This window comes from Anaerobacillus sp. (genome assembly GCF_046314235.1).
GTDB lineage: Bacteria > Bacillota > Bacilli > Bacillales > Anaerobacillaceae > Anaerobacillus.
This window is the reverse complement of record NZ_JBKBWN010000016.1, coordinates 52,928-72,434: the sequence shown is the minus strand read 5'-3', so window position 1 is coordinate 72,434 and position 19,507 is coordinate 52,928. Positions and strand designations below refer to the sequence as shown.

The window sequence follows — 19,507 nt, the reverse complement described above, 5'->3', positions numbered from 1 at the left end:
GCACAGGTGCCCGAACACACCTGAGATCTGTCCACGTCCTATGTTTACGTTATTAAAATCGCCAACCGGTTCCCAGAAAAATTAATTGACTGAACTAGGCATCGGAGCTATATTACAACTTCCAAAAAAATCGGTCTATAGTCTCTTACCTACACTTATTCATTAAATCCTTATTATATATGATATTAAGTAGAGAATAAAGATTGAAAATTCTTATACATTATAAAAAAGGGTAGACACCGCTATAAGACGGGCCTACCTTTTGTATTTTTATTTATTTCACATGGGTACCATAAACTGACCTTGCAATCGAGCTCATTTCTTCTTGACTTAAATCCTTTGAGGCTAAGAAGAAGTCTACTCCATCATAAGACCACTTAAGAGAGCTAATTTGTCCTTCACTAGAAAGTGCACCAATTGTAAAACCTAAATCAACAGGCTCGCCACTCGAAATATTCATCGGAATGCTCGCTTGCTGGACTCTGCTCTTTTCTTGGATTAACGTAAAGTTTTTATCACCAGTGAAGGATAAGATAATACGTTTACCCTCACCATCTTCAAGATTGACTTCTTTTGAATCATTTAATACCGTTCCATCAGGGATATACATTGGGAACGTTGGGACTAATGGTTCTTCACTTTCTTGAGCCATTGCAGGGAGACTCTCTAATTGAGCACCTGTCATATTGCGGTCCATATCAAAGTCACCATCGTTAAAATTAGGATTAAATTCGAAGTCATTGAATTCAACTGTCACTAAAACATTTAGGTCAACATCCTTTATTTTAGCAGAAACAGGTGATAAGTCTTTTTTACTTAATGTAATTTCTTGTTGCTGTAAGTTTTTATTTGCATAATTTGTTTTCGTTTCAAAGATATAGTGATCGTCAGTTGCTGTAAATGTTCTTTCTGGGTCCATCAAAATATCATTTACAAGAGATTCGTATAAATATACTTGGCTATTATTGTCTGGCCAGTCACTTTGGAAACGGAAGCTTTTGTTTAATGCTGGTGTTAGAACAAATACACCCTCATCGTTTCTTAAGATAATCTGACTTTGATCCTTATTGGCATTGTTTAAAGCAACACGAAAATACGACGGTTGTTTATGCCAAATTTCCACATTATACTGTTGCGAATCTTTTCCAGTATCTAAACTCATGACAGCTTCAGCTTTATAGCCCGTCATATTCTTTATTTTATCACCTAGTTCTGCGATGATATCTTCTTGCGTTTTCTCGCTACAAGCTGCTAGTAATCCAAGAAGTAATATACACGAGAATATAATTGATGTAATTTTTTTCATTCATTCTCAACCCCTTTGTCTCATTTAGACGACAAAGGAGGGAATTCTATCGGTAGTTGTGCTATCTGAATTAAACTTGAACCAAAACTAGCGGAATTTTTCACCTAAGTACAACGCGATACTACTAAATAAAGTACCTAGCAATTTCAGTTAAATGTTCCGCAGCTTTACCTTGAAGAAAGTTGCATTAATATTGGCAGACTAATATCTCTTTACTTCATAAATTCATATATACGAGTACGACGTCACTTATCACATAAAAAGGTCATTATTGTAAAGATAATGATGGTCATTAGGTCATGAGATAAAGATTTTTTAGGACTAGATATACTCACACCCTTTGGGTATTTGCCAAGGCTGAACAAATTTTAGTAAGTTCATTTCTGTAGGTATAACTCACCCAAACGAAATTTTCACTTCCTTTCAAGCTAGTAAACCCCATTTTAGGAGGCTTTATAGTAATAATCAGTCCTTTTTTCAAAAATACCTTATATGTGATAACGTACTCTAGCGCACACTTTTAAGTAAATTTCTATTACGGCTACTTAAAGTAGTAACACTATCATTAAATCCTAGTATCAGTGCTTAGGACCAAGTAAACTCGCATAGTTGACAGATAACCACTTGCCACTTTCTTTCTATGAATAATCTTATCAGTGCCGAGTGCAGTTAATCAGTGGTTAGAACCATAGATTGATTAAAGAACTACCTCTCCACCTCAATACTTGCTACAATCGGACACTAATTTGAGCCATCTCACAAAAGTGTAGCGACGACGCGAGTGTATATACCATCTCAACCAATGTGTTAACCAGTAACTGACAGCAATGGAAACAGCTAAAGCTGCCTTCTAAACATAAACACTAACAATAACGACATCTGCCAAATGTTTTCTAGTAGTAATTTTTAATGCATTTCTTCAATGGCATAGCGTTCGATTTGGCGCATCTCAACACCAGCTAGCACATTCAAAATAGTTCCCTCCTATCCGCACTACCACTATATGAGACTGTCCCAAACAATATGCAGACTAGCATGACAAGCTAATAAAAAAATAACATGTAAAGGAAACCGAAAAAATCCCAATCGCTTGTCGGATAAGCCCCGAAGCCGACTGAGAATTAATTTTACATTTTAATCTTTTTCCTCAATTATTACATTTGCAATTGCGTATTGTTTACTATGCGAGATAGAAAGATGGACTTTTCCGAAATTTTGTTTTGACAGTATGATCGGTTTGCCATTTTCGTCAGGGAGAACCTCAATATCTTGCCAGGATAGATGTTTTCCTATTCCGGTACCTACAGCTTTAGCAAAAGCCTCCTTGGCCGCAAAACGTCCTGCTAGAAATTCAACCCTTCTATGGTTTGAAAGTTTATCAAAAATTTCATTTTCCTTATTTGTAATAATTCGTTTAACAAAGGATTGGTGCCTATCCATAGCTTCCCTTATCCTCAATAATTCTACGATATCAATTCCTGTGCCAATAATCATTGCTAATCAAACTCCATTCGCTCAATTGTTTTCTAACATTTTATCATACCGGATATCATAAGATAGCAATAACAATGTTGTCATTAGACTAAATTATTTCTGCTGAATAGTTGTTTTATGCTACAATATTAGAAAATCTCGACTTATAGTTCAAACTTGATTGATAAACTTCTTCATTAACTGTCTTTTATAGCGTTAAATTCTTAATAGAAAATAGGTGATAATAAATGTTTGTTAGAAATGAAAGTTTCGGGTCATTCATTCGCTCATACCCAATAGTGTCTGGTATTGTAGCTATCCATTTAATTTTATTCCTATGGATGTTCTTATTTTGGTCTTTCGGTGGATACATCATTTATGCACTAGGGCTCGGTATTAATTCTGCCATCGCTCAAGGCGAATTATGGCGGTTAGTAACACCCATTTTTATGCATGTCTCACCGGGACATTTCTTATTTAATTCATTCTCTTTAGTCTTGTTTGGGCCAGCATTAGAAAGATTGCTTGGGAAAGGACGTTTCATTTCAGTTTATTTATTAGCAGGGGTTTTAGCTAATATCGCAACCTATTACGTCGGGGGGCTTGGTTATTCGCCTCACCTTGGTGCGTCAGGAGCTATCTACGGTCTTTTTGGTATCTATTTGTATATGACTCTGTACCGCAAGGATTTAATTGACCGAGACAACTCTCAGCTAATTCTAACGATTCTCGTAATAGGATTAATTATGACGTTCGTTAATCAAAGAATTAACGTTTACGCTCATATTTTTGGTTTTATTGCAGGTTTTGCTTTGGCTCCTATTTTCTTAATAAAAATTAAAAGATACACTCCACAATATCAGCACGTATTTGATAATGACGAGATATCCTTTAATCCTAACCGTTGGAAAAAGCGTCGTTTTAATTTAAATGCTAATACAAAGAAGAAAATTTTTTGGGCTATATTCGCGTTATTTATCTTGATTGGATTGTTATTTAGGTAAGTAACTCAAACAAAATAGTATGATCGAGTGTAACGTAGTATTTTAAGTAAATTAAAAAAGCCATGTCCAATGTAACTCACCTGGACATGGCTATTTTTAATACTTTTTCAGTAAATAACGTAATGGTATTACTGATACTAGTACGATTAGTAACGCTGCCGGGGCAGCTAGATGATAGATTGCTTCAGATGCTTCAAAGTAAATTCGAACTGCCAATGTATCAAAACCTGGAGGTCGCAACATTAACGTAGCTGGGAGTTCTTTAATCGAACTAACAAAAACAAGAGCTCCACCAGCAAGGATCCCAGGTAATATCGTGGGAAGTATCACTTTATACATAACCTGCCATGGTGGATAACCAAGACTACGGGCTGCTTCATCAATTCTTGGTGATACAAGACTTAAAGAAGCTTCCCCGGCTTGCATAGCTTGTGGTAGAAAACGAACAACAAAAGCAAGGGCTACCATATAAAACGTATTATAGAGTATAGGGATATGATTATTAAAAATGAAAACGAAACCTAATGCAACTATTACCCCAGGAAGTGCATAACCTGCATAACAGAGTTTATCAATAACAGTTGAAATAACAGATGGATATCGCATCTTTAGGTAAATAATAGGCAAGGCAAGTATCATACAGAGTATGGCTGCAAGTGCAGATACTTTTAAGCTATTCATCGCAAAACCAAAAAACCTTGCATCCAGTGCCCCCATACGAATACCAATATTAGACCAATATACAAGAACACTAATAGGCAGCAGTACTGAAACAAAAAATACAAACCCGACAAACAATAGTGCAAACGGCTTCCAATTACCTAACTTTAAAATTTCAGGTGTTCGAAATGTATTTGTTGTTTGATAATACTTGTTCTTTTTTCGAGTACGTGCTTCAATCCATAAAATCATTATCGTTAGAACAATAAGCACTAAACTTAAAACAGATGCAGCTGCTGTATCAAACCCAGCCCTCTGGAAATAAATAGCCGCTGTAAAGGTTACATAGCGAAGCATGGCAATTGCTCCAAAGTCTGATAAAACATACAAGGAAATTAGAATTGCACCTGCCCCTATTGCCGGGCGTAGAAATGGTAAATTGACTTTCCAAAATATCTGTGCCGTGCTCATCCCTTGGGAACGTGCAACCTCTTCAAAATTACGATTCATCTTCCGCAGAGAAGCGCTTGCTATTAGAAATACATACGGATATGTAAACATCGTTAAAACAAAGAAGACTCCCCAAAATGAATAGATATTTATCGGATAGTCTCCAAAAACATCTACTATCCATGGAGTATCTCTCCAAAAATCTCGCACCCAGCCACTACGACCAAAGACGATAATATAAGTAACAGCTCCTACATATGGTGGTATGACAAGAGGTAGTGCTAATAACCATTGCCACATTTTACGTCCCGGTATGTCAGTACGTACGACGATCCAAGCTAAAGCAACTCCAATAACTACAGCAAACACTGTGACCGCAAATGTCAGCGAGAATGTGTTCCATAATAATTGCGGAATTCTACCATCGAGAAGACGCATCCACCGATCCACTCCGGCAAATAATGATCTCCATATGACATAGATAATCGGAATTGACATAATTAACCCAACCACTAGTCCAAAAAGAAGAAGTACAAGGCCCGGTGGATTTCCATTCCAGATACGAAACCATTTTTTTCTCAAGAAATGGAGAAGGGTTGGGGAAGTTTTTTCCCCAACCTTGGCACTTTGATTACTATTTTGTTTTGACTTACTACTGATGTCGTTACTCATTATGCCCTCTCCTAAAGCTTACAAATTGATTGTTAGTCTTATCTTAATTCAAGATCTAAACCTGATTTTTCAATTAAATCTTTAGTATCTTCGAAATAGTTTCCAAGTTCTTTAATAGGCATGTCTTGAGCCTTTAGGTCTTTAAATTCAATAACGTGTGGTTGAACTTCTGCTGGATATACAGCTCCGTACTGAGAATTAACAAGAAGTTCTAAAGACTCACCTACAAACGCTACTTGGTTTTCAGGCAATAATAACCATTCTAAGAATGCTAATGCATTTACTTCATTTGGCGCTCCAGCAACTAGACCAACACCCGCAGCATTTGCAACTACGCCCATTTGGTCTGCTTCTTGATCAAGGTAAACGAAGCCAACATTGTTGTTTTCAGGCTCTAATAATTGTTGGTGGAAATAATAGTTATTGACTAAACCAAATGCATGTTCACCAGCACCTACAGCTTGGCGGATATCACCATGACCATTGTAAATCCCTGCTGCGTTATCTTTAATTGCTTTGATCCAATCTGCAGTTTTCTCATCGCCCCACTCATAACGAAGTGCAGAAACGTGACCAATCATACCACCATTACCACCGCGAGTAATAGCAAATTGGTTAGCCCATTTAGCATCAAATAAATCTTCAACACTCTTTGGCATTTCTTCTAAAGAAATCAAATCTTTGTTATAAATAAATCCACGTGCTCTTACTGAAAGCGCGAAATATGCATTATCATCAGCACGGTAATCCGCTGGGATTGTTTCAATTCCTTTTGGATTAGATGCTGCTAGTAAACCTTTGCTGTGTAAATAACCTAAAGCTCCTAAGTCATTAGAAATGTAAACATCAGCTTGAACATTGCCAGCTTCCTCTTGAATCTGTAAAGCCTCGGCTCCATGTAATGCTACAACTTCAACTCCAGTTTCTGCTTGGAACTTGTCAAGTAATGGTTGAACAAACTTCTCGTTACGTGCTGAGTATACCACAATTTTGCCTTCTAATTCTACAACTTCTTCTTCTGGTTGTTGCTCTTCTTGCTCTGCTTCTACTTCTGGTTCTGCAGGAACTGCTGTTTGTGGCTCTTCTTTACCACCGCACGCTGCAGCTAATACCAATCCTAGTGATAGGATTGCAAATAAGAAAACTTTTAAAGCTTTATTCATTTGTTATTTCCCCCTATGTAATTAATTTTAATCCCAAAGAATGAAATTCATTCTCAACTGGAACTCACATATTGAATTATATTGCTATTGATAATCATTGTCAATGAAAATTATTTAAAAATTTTTTTAAATAATTTGAAGCAAAAAGTTTATAAAAGAAATAATATAAAGAGACTGCCCCAAAGTATAATACCTGTCACCTCTCTACTATAAATATAGCTCGTGCAAAATACACTTCTATATACCGCTTCGAGGTGAGTTAACACTTATGGGGCAGCCTCTTTTGTTTATTCTACTACACAAACTAAATCAGTCTTAATATTAAAGGAAATAGTAGATCCAATTTGTATATCTTGATCTATTGGCGCATAGATTACCATAGGTTCTGAAGATGGGTCAGATTGAAGATTTACATATAGCTCCTGATATTCACCACTGTATGTAACTCGCTCAACCTTACCATTGTAGTTACCGTCCCCTTCAGCTACTATCTGACAACCTTCTGGGCGAATTGATAATTTAACCGTTTCACACATTTCTTTTGTTTGATAATGTGGTAAACATACGGTGCCAATTGTAGTAGCAACATGTTTTAAATCTTTTTCTAATCTACCAGTGAGTAAATTCGTTTTTCCAACGAATTGAGCGACAAAACAGTTCTTCGGACAACGATACATATCTCTTGGCGATGCGACTTGTTGGATGATACCATCCTTCATCACAACAACACGGTCAGATACAGCAAACGCATCCTTTTGGTCATGTGTCACAATAATCGCAGTAGTATTAGCCTTTCTTAAAATATTCGTTACATCAAAGCGCATTTTTTCCCTTAAACCAGCATCCAGGTTACTAAACGGTTCATCCATTAAAACTACATGAGGCCTTGGTGCTAAAGCCCTTGCTAGAGCAACACGCTGTTGTTGTCCACCTGAGATTTGGCTCGGAAGACGGTCTGCAAAATCTGCGAGTCCGACTAATTCTAAGACTTCTAAAGCTCGATCTTTCCGATCCTTTTGCTTCCACTTATTGAGTCCAAACATCACGTTTTTTTCTATTGTTAAATGAGGAAATAGTGCATAATCTTGAAACACCATACCAATCCCACGTTTCTCTGGTGGTAAAGACTTATGGTTATCATAGACAACTTGATCACCAATTGATATTCTACCAGTCGACGGTTGTTCAAAACCCGCAAGCATTCTTAAAGTCGTAGTTTTACCACAACCGCTAGGACCCAACAAAGTAATAATCTCGCCACATTCAATAGAAAGATTGAGAGAATCAACCGCAGGTATTAGTGAGTCATGAAAAAACTTCGAAACTTGTTCTAATTGAATGAAACTCATGAAACTCCCCCCCTAATATACTTACTCTATATAAACCAATCGCTTAATGAGAATGATTTTCATTATGACCTATTATAGCATAGGCTTTTTTTCACAGTCAATGATGTTCATACCCTTCTAACAAGTTTATGTAAGCTATTTCGTGATTATCTCCCAATCTTTCTCTTTCCTAAGAACCCTTTCTGGCCTGTATTCACTACTTCAAAATCAACGTCAATCTCGACAACACTATCTCTCCAACCGTTTTCTTCCCAGTTTAACATTGCAAAAAAGTCTGGGTCGGTTGCCCAAAGGCGATGACCAATAAGCCACGGTTCAGCATTTAAGGCCTTCATTTTCTTAATTGTCTCTTTGACTAACCTTTCAATTTCATTCTCCATCTTAAGATTAACCTTATTGACAACGTCATTGGAAACCTTAGTTCCAATATTTTCAACTTCAGCAATTTCTGCATTACCCTTTATTGATATTTTAACTGTTAAGGGGGTAGTTTTATCAAAATTAATTTTAGCCTTTAAATCACCTCTAGAAACGGCAACCTTTTCCTCTCTATTATTGATATTTATCACTGTTGTATAATTCATATCACTTACTTTATTACCTTTTAACAATTCACTGATCGCAACTTCTATATTTACTAATTCTCCTATCATCTTATGGTCAACAAATACACCCATCCCTTCAATAACAATTTTATTATCAACAATCTTTCCTAGGGGGATTGTAGACGCTTTTGAAATCATATTTGCATCTCGACGATATTCAAATAGCTTCACATCTTTTGTTCGAGATATTTTTTGATCTGCTTGAAAAAAACGGTTTAAATATAGTGCTGGTAATGAAACTAATGGCGATTCTTGAGTAATAAATTCCTCGGCAGTACCATCATTAATAATCATTAAATATATTTGATTAGCCACTTGTGGGAGCCGATCAATAAAGTCAATAACTTTATCTAGTCCTTCTCTTGCTAATTCCTCGCTAATAGTCACAACTTTTAAATGTCCAAAAAATAGAACTGTAGGCGTCATAGCCTCGATTTCGGCTACAGTATCTAATAACATAGCCCCCTTCGCACTAAAGGTTTCAAATTCACTTACTGATCCAGATGGGATTCCTTCTTGGCCACCTGATAAAAGAATGGGAATTTGTAATGTGACTTCATATAATTGTTCATCACCACTATCCTTTACTGTATCTATTCCCATTCCAACAATCATTGAACGGTGATCAATTTCCCTAGCATCTTTAATGCAACTAGTAAGATTAATAAGACAAGTAACAACTATAAGAAAGACACTAGCTAGCTTCACTTTGATTAACCCCTTTTTTTCGTTTCATAATTAAAAATAGCAATAGAGTTGTAGGAACAACAAACGAGTAGACTAATTGATTCGCGAAAATTGGTATCCAAATCAGTTCAACAAAACTCGGGATTAATAATGCAATAATAAATAAGCAAGTAATAGAAAGCGGAAGATATATTTTCGGTCTTTTTAAAGGGAATAAACGCTGCAGTAAAAATAACAAAAACCATGCTTGGATCAGCATAATTTTATAATATGCAATAAGCCAAACTCCTAGAAAAAATAAATCCAACCTTTCAACTACACCAGTTCTTGTAGAAAGGGACTGAACTAGAGCTGTGAATGGAGATATTAGGGTTATCGTCTGTTCAAACCCAAAAGTACCCACTACAACAATACAAATTGAAACGTATATAGAAGTAACTAAGAGTAACCCGTAACTCATTGGTCGAAAAACTGATGATTCTTTTTTTAAATACGGCAGAAAACTTAAAACCGCGATTACACCTGAATATCTTGCCATATCACTTATCGAACTTTCTAAAAACGTCCAAATATCAGTTGTCCAAACAGGTGGAATGTATATCCAACGAAAATATTCGCTAAAACCAAGACTAATAACTGAAAATAATAAGATGAACTCAACAAAAATTAAAGCAACAGCAAACCGCGTAATAGCCGTTATTCCGTAGGAAAGACCAATTCCTGATACTAGCATAAATAGTAAAAGAACCATCCACTTATCCGTATTCGGTAGTAAATAGACTTGCGTTAATAATGTTAAAGCTTCTAAACCGTATGTGATTGAAAGGATCGTACTGCAAATAAAATAGAAGACAATAAGACCGTAAACCCACTTCCAGATTGAACCTTTCAATTCAAAGAATAAATCATAACTGTCGTATTTATCACTAAATTTCTTCAACAAGAAAAAAAACAGGAAGTAAGGAAGAACTGCTACCATTACTTTTAACCAAGCACTTCTTACTTCGTCACCACCTACATAAGGTAAAAAGCTAACTCCCAATGCAATCGTAGAACAGCATGTAAAGGCAAATAGGTCTATCCCTTTAAACTTCCTGACTATTTCCATTTGAATTAACCTCCTTTGCCCTCAAAATATTGCGTTTTTATTTGGTTAATCTTTGCACGGAATTGTTCCATTTTAAATGGTGAAGGTGGTGATATGTAAGGTCTAGAAAACGATTCCATGTTACAAATATGGATGAAGATTAAACAAAAGCCAATCGTGAAACCATACAAACCAAACATAGCTGATATTATTAGTAACCCATAGCGAATAACTCTTAGCGATGAGACTAACTCCCAGGTAGGCGTCGTAAAAGATGCAATTGCAGTAAAGGCAATTACAATGACCATTAAACTACTCACTACTCCAGCCTCTACTGCAGCTGTACCAATTACTAAACCACCAACAATACCGATCGTTTGTCCAACAAAGCTTGGAAGACGAATACTCGCCTCAACTAACACATCTAAAGCAATCATCATAATAATCGCCTCTGCAGCTGCTGGAAATGGAATTTGTGAACGAGATTCGGCAATCGTTAACGCTAAAGTCTCTGGTATTAGCTCTGGATGAAAAGCAACTAATGCCACATATAAAGCAGGAATAGCTGTTGAAATAACCATACAAAAGTAGCGAATTAAGCGAACAAAGATCGCATTGTAGATTGAACTAAAGCTATGATCATCTCCAGCTAAATATAAGTCAAAAATTCCAATTGGAAGGATCGAACAAAAAGTGACATTATCAATAAAAATAGCAACTTTACCCTCGCCTAGAGCAAGAGCAACATTGTCTGGTCGTTCTGTTCCATATATTTGCGGAAAAATTGAAGCTGGATTATTAACAATCTGTTTATTTAATTGGCCTAATGTAATTAGTTGATCAAGATTAATATTTTGCAGTTTTTCTTTAATCTGCTCTACTACATCCGTTTCTGCATAACCCTCAATATACATCACTGTTACTTTCGTATGACTTAATGATCCAATTTCATAGTTAACTGTTTTTAAGCGTGGATCTTTTAAAAACTTTCTCATCATCGAAATATTTGTTTGAATATCTTCAATAAAACCTATCTTCGGTCCAAAAATTTGATACTGAGTTGTCGGTTCAGCGAGATTTCGTTTTTCCTTGTTCGGAACCATTACTTCTATAGGCATTTCTCCATTGCTATGATAAATCGCTCCGCCACTAAATAGCAGATAAATAATGTCATTCCAGTTTGATAAATGTTTATTTGTAGGATTATTAATATACTTACTAACGCTTAACTCTTTACTTTCACCTTCAATATTTTCTAATAATGGCTTTATAACACTAGATTGTAAAAATTCCATATTAATCATACCTTGGATGAAGTAAATCATAATCTTACACTTACCGGAAAGGACAACCTCTCGGTAAGTGAAATCAGCGCAATCCCTAAAAACTTTTTTAATATTTTCATGGAATTCTTCATGATTTGTTGGCGCTACTTCAGAAATATTTAAATCTACAAGATAACTTTTATAATCTTCTTTTTTTAACAATGCTTTATCAGCTATGCGAAAACTCATTAAGAACCCCTCTAACTTTTACTTTTGTTAGGAGTAGTTTGTAAACAATTACTTGTATTTATTCCCAAATTTAATTTCAGAAGAAAAAGAGGGACTGAGCACAAAAGTCATATGACTTTTGTGCTCAGTCCCTCTTTTTAACCTTACTTATATCAATATAACTATTTCTATTTGTTAATAAAAAAATAATACCCATTTTTTAAAAATTGTATCATATATGACGGTTTTCACACGAGTTGACAGGGTTGTAGATCTCTTCTGTGACCCTCTCACTCCATCGGACCTCTTGGAAGGCACATAGTCTATGTTGCCTCTCACTCGAAATTAACGACTCTTTACCAATAGATTTACTGCTTCTTTAATTGTTTCCTCTGTTCCTTCACCATTCTCAATTTGCTTTCTAATACACTCTTCCAAATTGCTGCTAACTACTACACCGATAGCTCGATCTAGCGCATTACGGACGGCCGCTAGCTGCATCACAACATCTTGACATTGCTTTTCTTCTTCCATCATTTTAATAACACCTCGAACCTGGCCTTCAATTCTCTTTAATCTATTTTTTACTTTATTATCATATTTTTCCATGATTCTTCCTCCATCTTTATGTTTTTCATAAATTAAAACCGAGTTACTATCTTTCTATTCTATGTTATGGATCAAGTTGAATCAATGCTATTGATGAATATCTATCAACCTAGGTGTGATTTAAATCACAGAACAATAACTATTTATCTCTATAATAGGTATAAGTTTGGTTTTCACCTTTTCCACTACTTCTATGTTTAATAACTATTTTATGTTGGATTGTCATTAATTTTTCACATTTACCCAAAATTTCGATGCTTTATATCCTATATTATGTAATTGTGGGGGTCTTAATTATCATGAAGAGGGAGGGTTATTAGATGTCTAAAAACAACACAAACCTTGAAACTCAAAAGGGCTATGTTCCAACTGAACAAGAGTCTTCATTGAAGGGAACTTTGATATTCGTCATGTTCGTTGGTGTCTTCATCGTGGTATCATGGGCGGCAATATTTTTCTTATTCCTAAATAGAGTTTAATTGGTGAGAGGGGGACTTATTTTATGCATTTACATCGTTATGAAAAAATATGGTTAACATTTGGTATTGGCTCTTTATTTGTATTCTTAGCAGTACTAGGAATTAGTGCATATGCATTTGGGCAACAACCACCGAGTCACATGGCAAAAGTTGACTCGCAAAATCTAAGTAATGAGGCACCGTTTGATGAGCCTGGATTATTCCAAATTAATGAAACGACATATCAAGCGAATATTATCGCAATGGCTTTTTCTTATTCACCTAATAATATTGAAGTTCCAGTAGGGTCTACTGTTCGTTTTCAAGTGACGAGCTCTGACGTGGTTCACTCATTTACTATCCCTGGAACGAACGTTAACTTTATGGTAACACCTGGTCATATTAATATGGCTGAACATACTTTTACAGAGCCTGGTACTTATCTTGTTTTATGTAATGAATACTGCGGTACTGGACACCACTACATGCAAATGGCAATCGAGGTGAAATAAATGAGAAATTCAGCGTTAAGAGTCGACGAATTTAGTTCAGATACAAATATTAAAGTAGCACCTAAAGATGCTAAACTTAGCATGGCGCACATTTATATCGCATTTTTTGCTTTCATTATTGGTGCACTAATGGGGCTTTTACAAGGACTTGTTCGCGGTGGCATGATTGAGCTTCCATCGTGGTTGGGGTATTACCAAATATTAACTGTACACGGGATTTTACTTGCACTTGTATTTACAACCTATTTTATTTTTGCATTTTTGTTTGCCGGTATGAGTCGAACAATGGGAGCTATGTCTGATGGCGTAAGAAGAACCGGTTGGGTTGGTTTTTGGGTTACGACAAGCGGTACACTTTTAGCTGCAGCTTTAGTTCTTCTAGGAGAAGCTTCAGTTCTCTACACTTTCTATGCACCACTTGCAGCACATCCACTTTTCTATATTGGATTAACGTTATTTGTAGTAGGTACTTGGATTGCAGGAGCTGCTGTTCTTACTCACTATTTTAGCTGGAGAAAAGCTAATAAAGGCCAACAAACTTCATTATTTGGGTTTATGGCTACAGCAACTATTATCCTTTGGATCATTGCTTGTTTAGGGGTTGCGGTAACTGTATTACTGCAAATGCTTCCTTGGTCATTGGGTCTTACTGATCAAATCAATGTATTATTAAGTAGAACGTTATTCTGGTATTTTGGTCATCCACTCGTTTACTTCTGGTTAATGCCAGCATATATGGCATGGTATGTCTGTATTCCAAAAGTAATTGGTGGGAAACTATTTAGTGACTCACTTGCTCGATTAGCATTCGTTTTATTCCTATTATTCTCTATCCCTGTAGGTTTCCACCATCAGTTAATGGAGGCGGGAATACCTGAGTTTTGGAAATTCGTTCAAACAATTTTAACGTTTATAGTTATTATTCCTTCATTAATGACGGCCTTCTCAATCTTTGGAACGTTCGAGCAAACTGCCCGTGCTAAGGGTGGCCGCGGGGTTTTAGGTTGGTTAAGCCAACTTCCTTGGAAGGATGTTCGTTTCTTCGCTCCTTTCATGGGGATGGCAATCTTCATTCCAGCTGGGGCAGGCGGAATTATTAACGCAAGTTACCAATTAAATGCGGTTATCCATAACACCCTTTGGGTAGTTGGTCACTTCCATTTAACAGTAGGTTCTACAGTACTACTGACGTTCTTTGGTATTTCTTATTGGTTAATTCCACATTTAACAGGAAGAAAGTTCACGCCATTCCTTAACCGTTTAGGTATGGTTCAAACTTGGCTTTGGGCAATTGGTATGTTCTTCATGTCAGGTGCAATGCACTTAATGGGACTTTTAGGAGCACCTCGTCGTACTGCATACACGACATATCAAGATCACCCAATTGCATTAGAGTGGTTTAGTGGAGTATTCTCTAACTATATTACTGTAGCAATTGGTGCGGTTATCTTAACTGCAGCTGCATGTTTAATGTTCTATAACTTCATTTATATGACTTGGATTGCTCCAAAAGGTGAAACAGAGTTCCCAATAAGTGAACCAGCTAGTGACGCTTCTACTACGCCGAAGTTTTTCGAGAACTGGAAGCTATGGATTGCTATTGTTGTTCTATTGGTGATCTTCGCTTATACAATTCCTGTATACGATATGATCGTCAATGCACCTCCTGGATCTCCAGTGTTTAATAACCTTATAAAATAATAAAGAAAAAGAAGGATTGCCAGTTTAGTATGGCAATCCTTCTTTTTTATTTATTTCGACTTCGTTTCGCCTTTCCAGTCTAACATCGCTCCTTTGACATTCGTTACATTTTCATAACCTTGCTCTTTTAAAAACATGCCAGCTTTCATACTACGATTACCACTGCGGCAGATAATAATAATCTCCTTATCGTTTGGTAGATCTGTGTACGTTTCTTCAAGGGTACTTAACGGATAATTTTCAAATCCATCAATATAGGCCTCATTATACTCATAATCTTCTCTAACATCGATATAAATAGCACCATCGTTTTTTTCCAACGAGTCCGTCATCCGATATGTTAAATCATTTACATCCAACTGATTAATGCCTGTTAAACTTTCTTCATCACAACCTGTTAATAAGAACAGTAATAATAGTCCCAACAGTGAGAACTTGTAAACTTTAATCAACTTGTATCCACCTCTATTTTTAATTTGACTAGACCTAAAGTAAATTCGATTTAACTATTATTATAATACATATAGTGCTATTCTTCATTATATAAAGGTTACTAGTTTATTTAAATTAAAGGCACCTACGGAATTATTTACATATACATATATGACTACAATTCACTGGGTGATATAAATGAAGAAATTATCTATAGACGAACAAAATGTTAATTATTCGTTTGGCCATATTTTAATTATTTTTGCTATGTTAGCGTTATTAATTGTCTCTAATATATATATCATGATTCCTTTGTTAGCTAATGTCACGGACACTTTTCTAATTACAACAACAGAAGCCACTTTGTCCATCAGTGTATTCTCATTTTTTTATGCATTTGGACTGATCTTCTTTGGCTCTGTTTCTGAACGCTTTGGCTTAAAGGAAACAATTTGCACTGGTTTGTTTGCACTAATCGTATTAATGATTGTTAATTATTTCGTTACCAATTTTACGATCTTCTTAATCGTAAGAGGTCTACAAGGATTTGTGGGCGCTTCATTTGCACCTGTATCTTTCATCTATGTCCTAAATGTACTCTCTAAGAAACATCAAGGAATAACAATCGGAGTCATCAATACTGGCTTTTTGTCGGCTGGAGTAATCGGCCAGGTACTCAGTTCATCTGTCAATTTACTTTTTCATTGGCAGGCAATTTTTCTGACATTAGCTTTTTTATATTCGCTACTATTCATCTATTCACTTAAGAAGCTAGCTCGTCCCCATAAAAAGAGACAACAAAGATCTCTCTCTAAACTTCTAACAACATTAGTGAAACTTCCGTGGCGAAGTGATTTAAGAAGACTTTATTTTGTAACTTTTACAACATTGTTAGCATTTGTAGCATACTATACAACGCTAGAGAGCTTATTCGTACAATCTTTGTCATTATCGCCGAAAACAACTATATTCGTTAGAGCAATTGGCTTGCTTGGTTTAATTCTTACTATTTACTCTGGGAGAATTGCTACTCGTTTCGGTTTTAAAAACACAATTATTATTGGGTTACTGTTGACACTAATAGGTTTATTCCTTAGTGGAATAATAAATATATATTTTATAGCATTAGGTTCGGTAACACTTGTCGCTGGAACAGCCATTATTATTCCGTCGCTTATTCAACTAATCGGCAATAGAGGTGGGAAAAATAGGAGTTTAACCATTTCGATGTATAGTTTCATCTTGCTATTAGGGGCTAGTTTCAGTAGTGTAATTTCACTGTTTGATAATTATTACTCTAAGCTTTTAACCCTTTCTCTCCTGTTACTTTTGTCAATGTTAAGTATTATATTAGAAAAAAGACGCTCAACACTTTAAAAGCACAATAATTGTATTTACTAATCATGTTTTTTTTTATAGTCTAGTATCTAGGGATAACCATCCAAAGCTTATAATTACAATGTAAGGACGTGCTACTATGAATGAAGATCAATTAACCGTTCTCATCATTAAATATTTAAAAGAAAATAAAAAGGTTGCGATTGAAAAAGTAATTGAAGAATTACAACCATATGATATCGCTCAACTTTATCGTAACCTTCCTGGAAAGCACCACTTTAAGTTTCTTTTATACTTAAACCCACAACAAATCGCTGACCTTATTCAGGAATTAGATAGCGATTTGCAAATTGAAATTTTACACCGCCTAGGTATCGAAAAATCATCAAAAGTAATGGACTTAATGGAAAACGATGATCTTGCTGACTTATTAAATGAGCTTTCCGTTGAGAGAATTCAAGAATACCTCTCTACAATGAAAAGCGAAGACTCTAAATACGTTCAAAACCTAATGAGCTACGCCCCGGAAACTGCCGGGGGACTGATGACAAATCAGTTTGTTTGGATTAAAGAAGATTACACAATCAGAGATGCCGTGGACAAGCTCAAGGATTTTGCCGAGATGAATCATACGATTTATTACCTCTATGTCATCAACGATAACAAGGAACTTGTTGGGGTTGTCTCGTATCGTGACCTCCTTTTAGGGAACATTGATGAAAAAATAAGTGACATCATGTTTAATCGTGTTATTTCTGTACCAGTTGACCTAGACCAAGAGGAAGTAGCACAGCTCATTGAGAGATATGACTTTGTCGCCGTCCCTGTTGTTGATGAGCAAAAAAAACTTTTAGGTATTGTAACTGTCGATGACGTCATTGACGTTGTTATCCAGGAAGCAAATGAAGACATTGAGAAGTTATCTGCATCTGGTAAAGATATCGACTTTAACACTAAAGCAACTACTGCTTCTTTTCGCCGTTTACCTTGGCTTATTTTATTATTATTTATCGGCTTACTTTCAGGGAGCATCATTAGTGGTTTTGAAGATACTTTAGCAGCTGAAGTATCCTTAGTATTTTTTATGCCGATGATTGCTGGAATGACAGGTAACACTGGTACTCAGTCTTTAGCTGTCGTCGTTCGCGGGCTAATTACTCAAGATCTTGATAGAAGGACTGTCACTAAATTAATTGCCCGAGAACTTGGTGTTGGAATTATTATTGGGGTCACATGTGGGTTTTTGATTGCGATTATTGCTTTAATCTGGGTTGGCCCAGATATTGGATTAGTTGTCGGGGCATCATTAGTACTCACATTAATAATAGGGACACTAGCAGGGACGGTTATTCCTTTAACGCTTTATCGTTTCGGAATCGATCCTGCGGTTGCTTCAGGTCCCCTAATTACGACATTAAATGATATTTTTTCATTGATTGTTTATTTTAGCTTTGCAACAGCTTTTCTTACTTATCTCTAAGCAACTCCATTATTCGCAAATAAAAAAGCATGTAATGTCAGAACAACAACCACTCCAACATTACATGCTTTTATTTTTTGTTATAAGAAATTGTAATAATAGCTGCCTAGAATGACACGCCGTCCTATAGAAGTTTTTCACCGAACAGTGAGCCCATTAAAGCTACTGCAACTGTTGCTGTCGTATTTTTATCATCTAAAATTGGATTTACTTCAACAAATTCTGCTGAAGTAATGATATCGGCTTCGGCTAACATTTCCATTGCTAAATGCGTTTCACGGTAAGATGTTCCACCTAATACAGGTGTACCAACACCTGGGGCATCATGAGGATCAATAGCATCTAAATCTAAGCTTAAATGGACACCATCCGTTCCATTTGTCACATGGGCAATTGCCTCTTCCATTACCTTTGTCATTCCTAAACGATCAATTTCATGCATTGTGTAGACTTTAATTCCTTTTTCCTTGATTAATTCCTTTTCTCCATCATCAAGAGCACGTGCACCAATAATTACTACGTTTTCCGGTTTTATTTTCGGAGCAAAACCACCAATCCCTGTTAGATATGGGTGACCGATCCCTAAACTGACTGCCAGAGACATTCCATGAATATTTCCAGAAGGTGACGTTTCACCAGTGTTTAAATCGCCATGAGCATCAAACCAAATAACCCCTAAATTCTTGTGGTGTTCAGCAACGCCAGCCAGTGTACCAATAGCAATACTATGGTCACCACCTAATACTAGTGGGAATTGACCTGTTGAAACAATATCGGAAACAGCTGATGCCAGCTTTTGATTAGCTCTGACAACCTCTTTTAAATCTTTTAAGTTCTCTTCATCTATTATATCAAAGCGATTAGGTCTACCAATTTCGATGTCGCCAATGTCATTTACTTCACAATCAAGAGCTTGCAGACGTTCTACGACATTCGCATAGCGAATCGCACTAGGTCCCATATCTACACCACGTCTTCGTTGGCCTAAATCCATTGGTACACCAACAATCGATATTTTCTTTTTCATA

General features: G+C 36.1%; 17 protein-coding genes. 6 read left to right on the top strand and 11 right to left on the bottom strand.

Translation table 11 applies throughout. The annotated features are described in order from the left end of the window. Positions 1 to 274: 274 nt before the first annotated feature. Entirely contained in the window at positions 275 to 1,306 is a 1,032-nt protein-coding gene (locus ACK4M9_RS18445; protein WP_409853808.1) for a LolA family protein, read from the bottom strand. Positions 1,307 to 2,440: 1,134 nt separating this feature from the next. Then, positions 2,441 to 2,800 carry a holo-ACP synthase gene (gene acpS, locus ACK4M9_RS18440; RefSeq protein ID WP_409853806.1) on the bottom strand — a complete coding sequence of 120 codons (360 nt, stop codon included), beginning with the start codon at positions 2,798 to 2,800 and terminating at the stop codon, positions 2,441 to 2,443. 227 nt (positions 2,801 to 3,027) lie between these two features. On the opposite strand from acpS, the gene ACK4M9_RS18435 reads away from it, so the two are divergent. Further along, positions 3,028 to 3,783, top strand: a complete 756-nt coding sequence (locus ACK4M9_RS18435; protein WP_409853803.1) for a rhomboid family intramembrane serine protease — start codon at positions 3,028 to 3,030, stop codon at positions 3,781 to 3,783. 96 nt (positions 3,784 to 3,879) lie between these two features. On the opposite strand, the gene ACK4M9_RS18430 is transcribed toward ACK4M9_RS18435, so the two are convergent. The 7 genes from ACK4M9_RS18430 to ACK4M9_RS18400 all read right to left on the bottom strand — a co-directional run bounded on the left by ACK4M9_RS18430 (position 3,880) and on the right by ACK4M9_RS18400 (position 12,558). Continuing rightward, positions 3,880 to 5,565 carry an ABC transporter permease gene (locus ACK4M9_RS18430; protein WP_409853800.1) on the bottom strand — a complete coding sequence of 562 codons (1,686 nt, stop codon included), beginning with the start codon at positions 5,563 to 5,565 and terminating at the stop codon, positions 3,880 to 3,882. Between the two features lie 38 nt (positions 5,566 to 5,603). Next, positions 5,604 to 6,728, bottom strand: coding sequence for an extracellular solute-binding protein (locus ACK4M9_RS18425; RefSeq protein ID WP_409853798.1), 1,125 nt, complete (start codon positions 6,726 to 6,728; stop codon positions 5,604 to 5,606). 287 nt (positions 6,729 to 7,015) lie between these two features. After that, positions 7,016 to 8,077: an ABC transporter ATP-binding protein gene (locus tag ACK4M9_RS18420; protein WP_409853796.1), complete on the bottom strand. Its 1,062-nt coding sequence runs from the start codon at positions 8,075 to 8,077 to the stop codon at positions 7,016 to 7,018. 146 nt (positions 8,078 to 8,223) lie between these two features. Then, positions 8,224 to 9,390 carry a Ger(x)C family spore germination protein gene (locus ACK4M9_RS18415; RefSeq protein ID WP_409853794.1) on the bottom strand — a complete coding sequence of 389 codons (1,167 nt, stop codon included), beginning with the start codon at positions 9,388 to 9,390 and terminating at the stop codon, positions 8,224 to 8,226. Next, entirely contained in the window at positions 9,377 to 10,477 is a 1,101-nt protein-coding gene (locus ACK4M9_RS18410) for a GerAB/ArcD/ProY family transporter (protein ID WP_409853791.1), read from the bottom strand. The genes ACK4M9_RS18415 and ACK4M9_RS18410 overlap by 14 nt, the downstream gene beginning before the upstream one ends. A 5-nt stretch (positions 10,478 to 10,482) precedes the next feature. After that, positions 10,483 to 11,970 carry a spore germination protein gene (locus tag ACK4M9_RS18405; protein WP_409853789.1) on the bottom strand — a complete coding sequence of 496 codons (1,488 nt, stop codon included), beginning with the start codon at positions 11,968 to 11,970 and terminating at the stop codon, positions 10,483 to 10,485. A gap of 324 nt (positions 11,971 to 12,294) precedes the next feature. Beyond that, positions 12,295 to 12,558 carry a metal-sensitive transcriptional regulator gene (locus ACK4M9_RS18400; protein ID WP_409853786.1) on the bottom strand — a complete coding sequence of 88 codons (264 nt, stop codon included), beginning with the start codon at positions 12,556 to 12,558 and terminating at the stop codon, positions 12,295 to 12,297. A gap of 320 nt (positions 12,559 to 12,878) precedes the next feature. On the opposite strand from ACK4M9_RS18400, the gene ACK4M9_RS18395 reads away from it, so the two are divergent. From ACK4M9_RS18395 to ACK4M9_RS18385, 3 genes are read left to right on the top strand one after another with little or no spacing between them, the layout of a single operon-like run. Continuing rightward, entirely contained in the window at positions 12,879 to 13,037 is a 159-nt protein-coding gene (locus ACK4M9_RS18395; protein ID WP_409853784.1) for a cytochrome c oxidase subunit 2A, read from the top strand. A 23-nt stretch (positions 13,038 to 13,060) separates the two neighbouring features. After that, a complete protein-coding gene (locus tag ACK4M9_RS18390; protein WP_409853781.1) occupies positions 13,061 to 13,528 on the top strand; it encodes a cytochrome c oxidase subunit II in 468 nt (155 codons plus the stop codon). Continuing rightward, positions 13,529 to 15,229: a b(o/a)3-type cytochrome-c oxidase subunit 1 gene (locus tag ACK4M9_RS18385; RefSeq protein WP_409853778.1), complete on the top strand. Its 1,701-nt coding sequence runs from the start codon at positions 13,529 to 13,531 to the stop codon at positions 15,227 to 15,229. A 50-nt stretch (positions 15,230 to 15,279) separates the two neighbouring features. Here the strand turns inward: ACK4M9_RS18385 and ACK4M9_RS18380 are convergent, their stop codons facing one another. Further along, positions 15,280 to 15,681: a rhodanese-like domain-containing protein gene (locus ACK4M9_RS18380; protein WP_409853776.1), complete on the bottom strand. Its 402-nt coding sequence runs from the start codon at positions 15,679 to 15,681 to the stop codon at positions 15,280 to 15,282. Between the two features lie 178 nt (positions 15,682 to 15,859). On the opposite strand from ACK4M9_RS18380, the gene ACK4M9_RS18375 reads away from it, so the two are divergent. Beyond that, the gene (locus ACK4M9_RS18375; protein WP_409853774.1) at positions 15,860 to 17,038 is read left to right on the top strand and encodes an MFS transporter; all 1,179 of its coding nucleotides are present in this window, start codon (positions 15,860 to 15,862) and stop codon (positions 17,036 to 17,038) included. 100 nt (positions 17,039 to 17,138) lie between these two features. Then, positions 17,139 to 18,479, top strand: a complete 1,341-nt coding sequence (gene mgtE, locus ACK4M9_RS18370) for a magnesium transporter (protein WP_409853772.1) — start codon at positions 17,139 to 17,141, stop codon at positions 18,477 to 18,479. A 124-nt stretch (positions 18,480 to 18,603) separates the two neighbouring features. On the opposite strand, the gene rocF is transcribed toward mgtE, so the two are convergent. After that, positions 18,604 to 19,506 carry an arginase gene (gene rocF / locus ACK4M9_RS18365; protein ID WP_409853770.1) on the bottom strand — a complete coding sequence of 301 codons (903 nt, stop codon included), beginning with the start codon at positions 19,504 to 19,506 and terminating at the stop codon, positions 18,604 to 18,606. Position 19,507 lies beyond the last annotated feature (1 nt).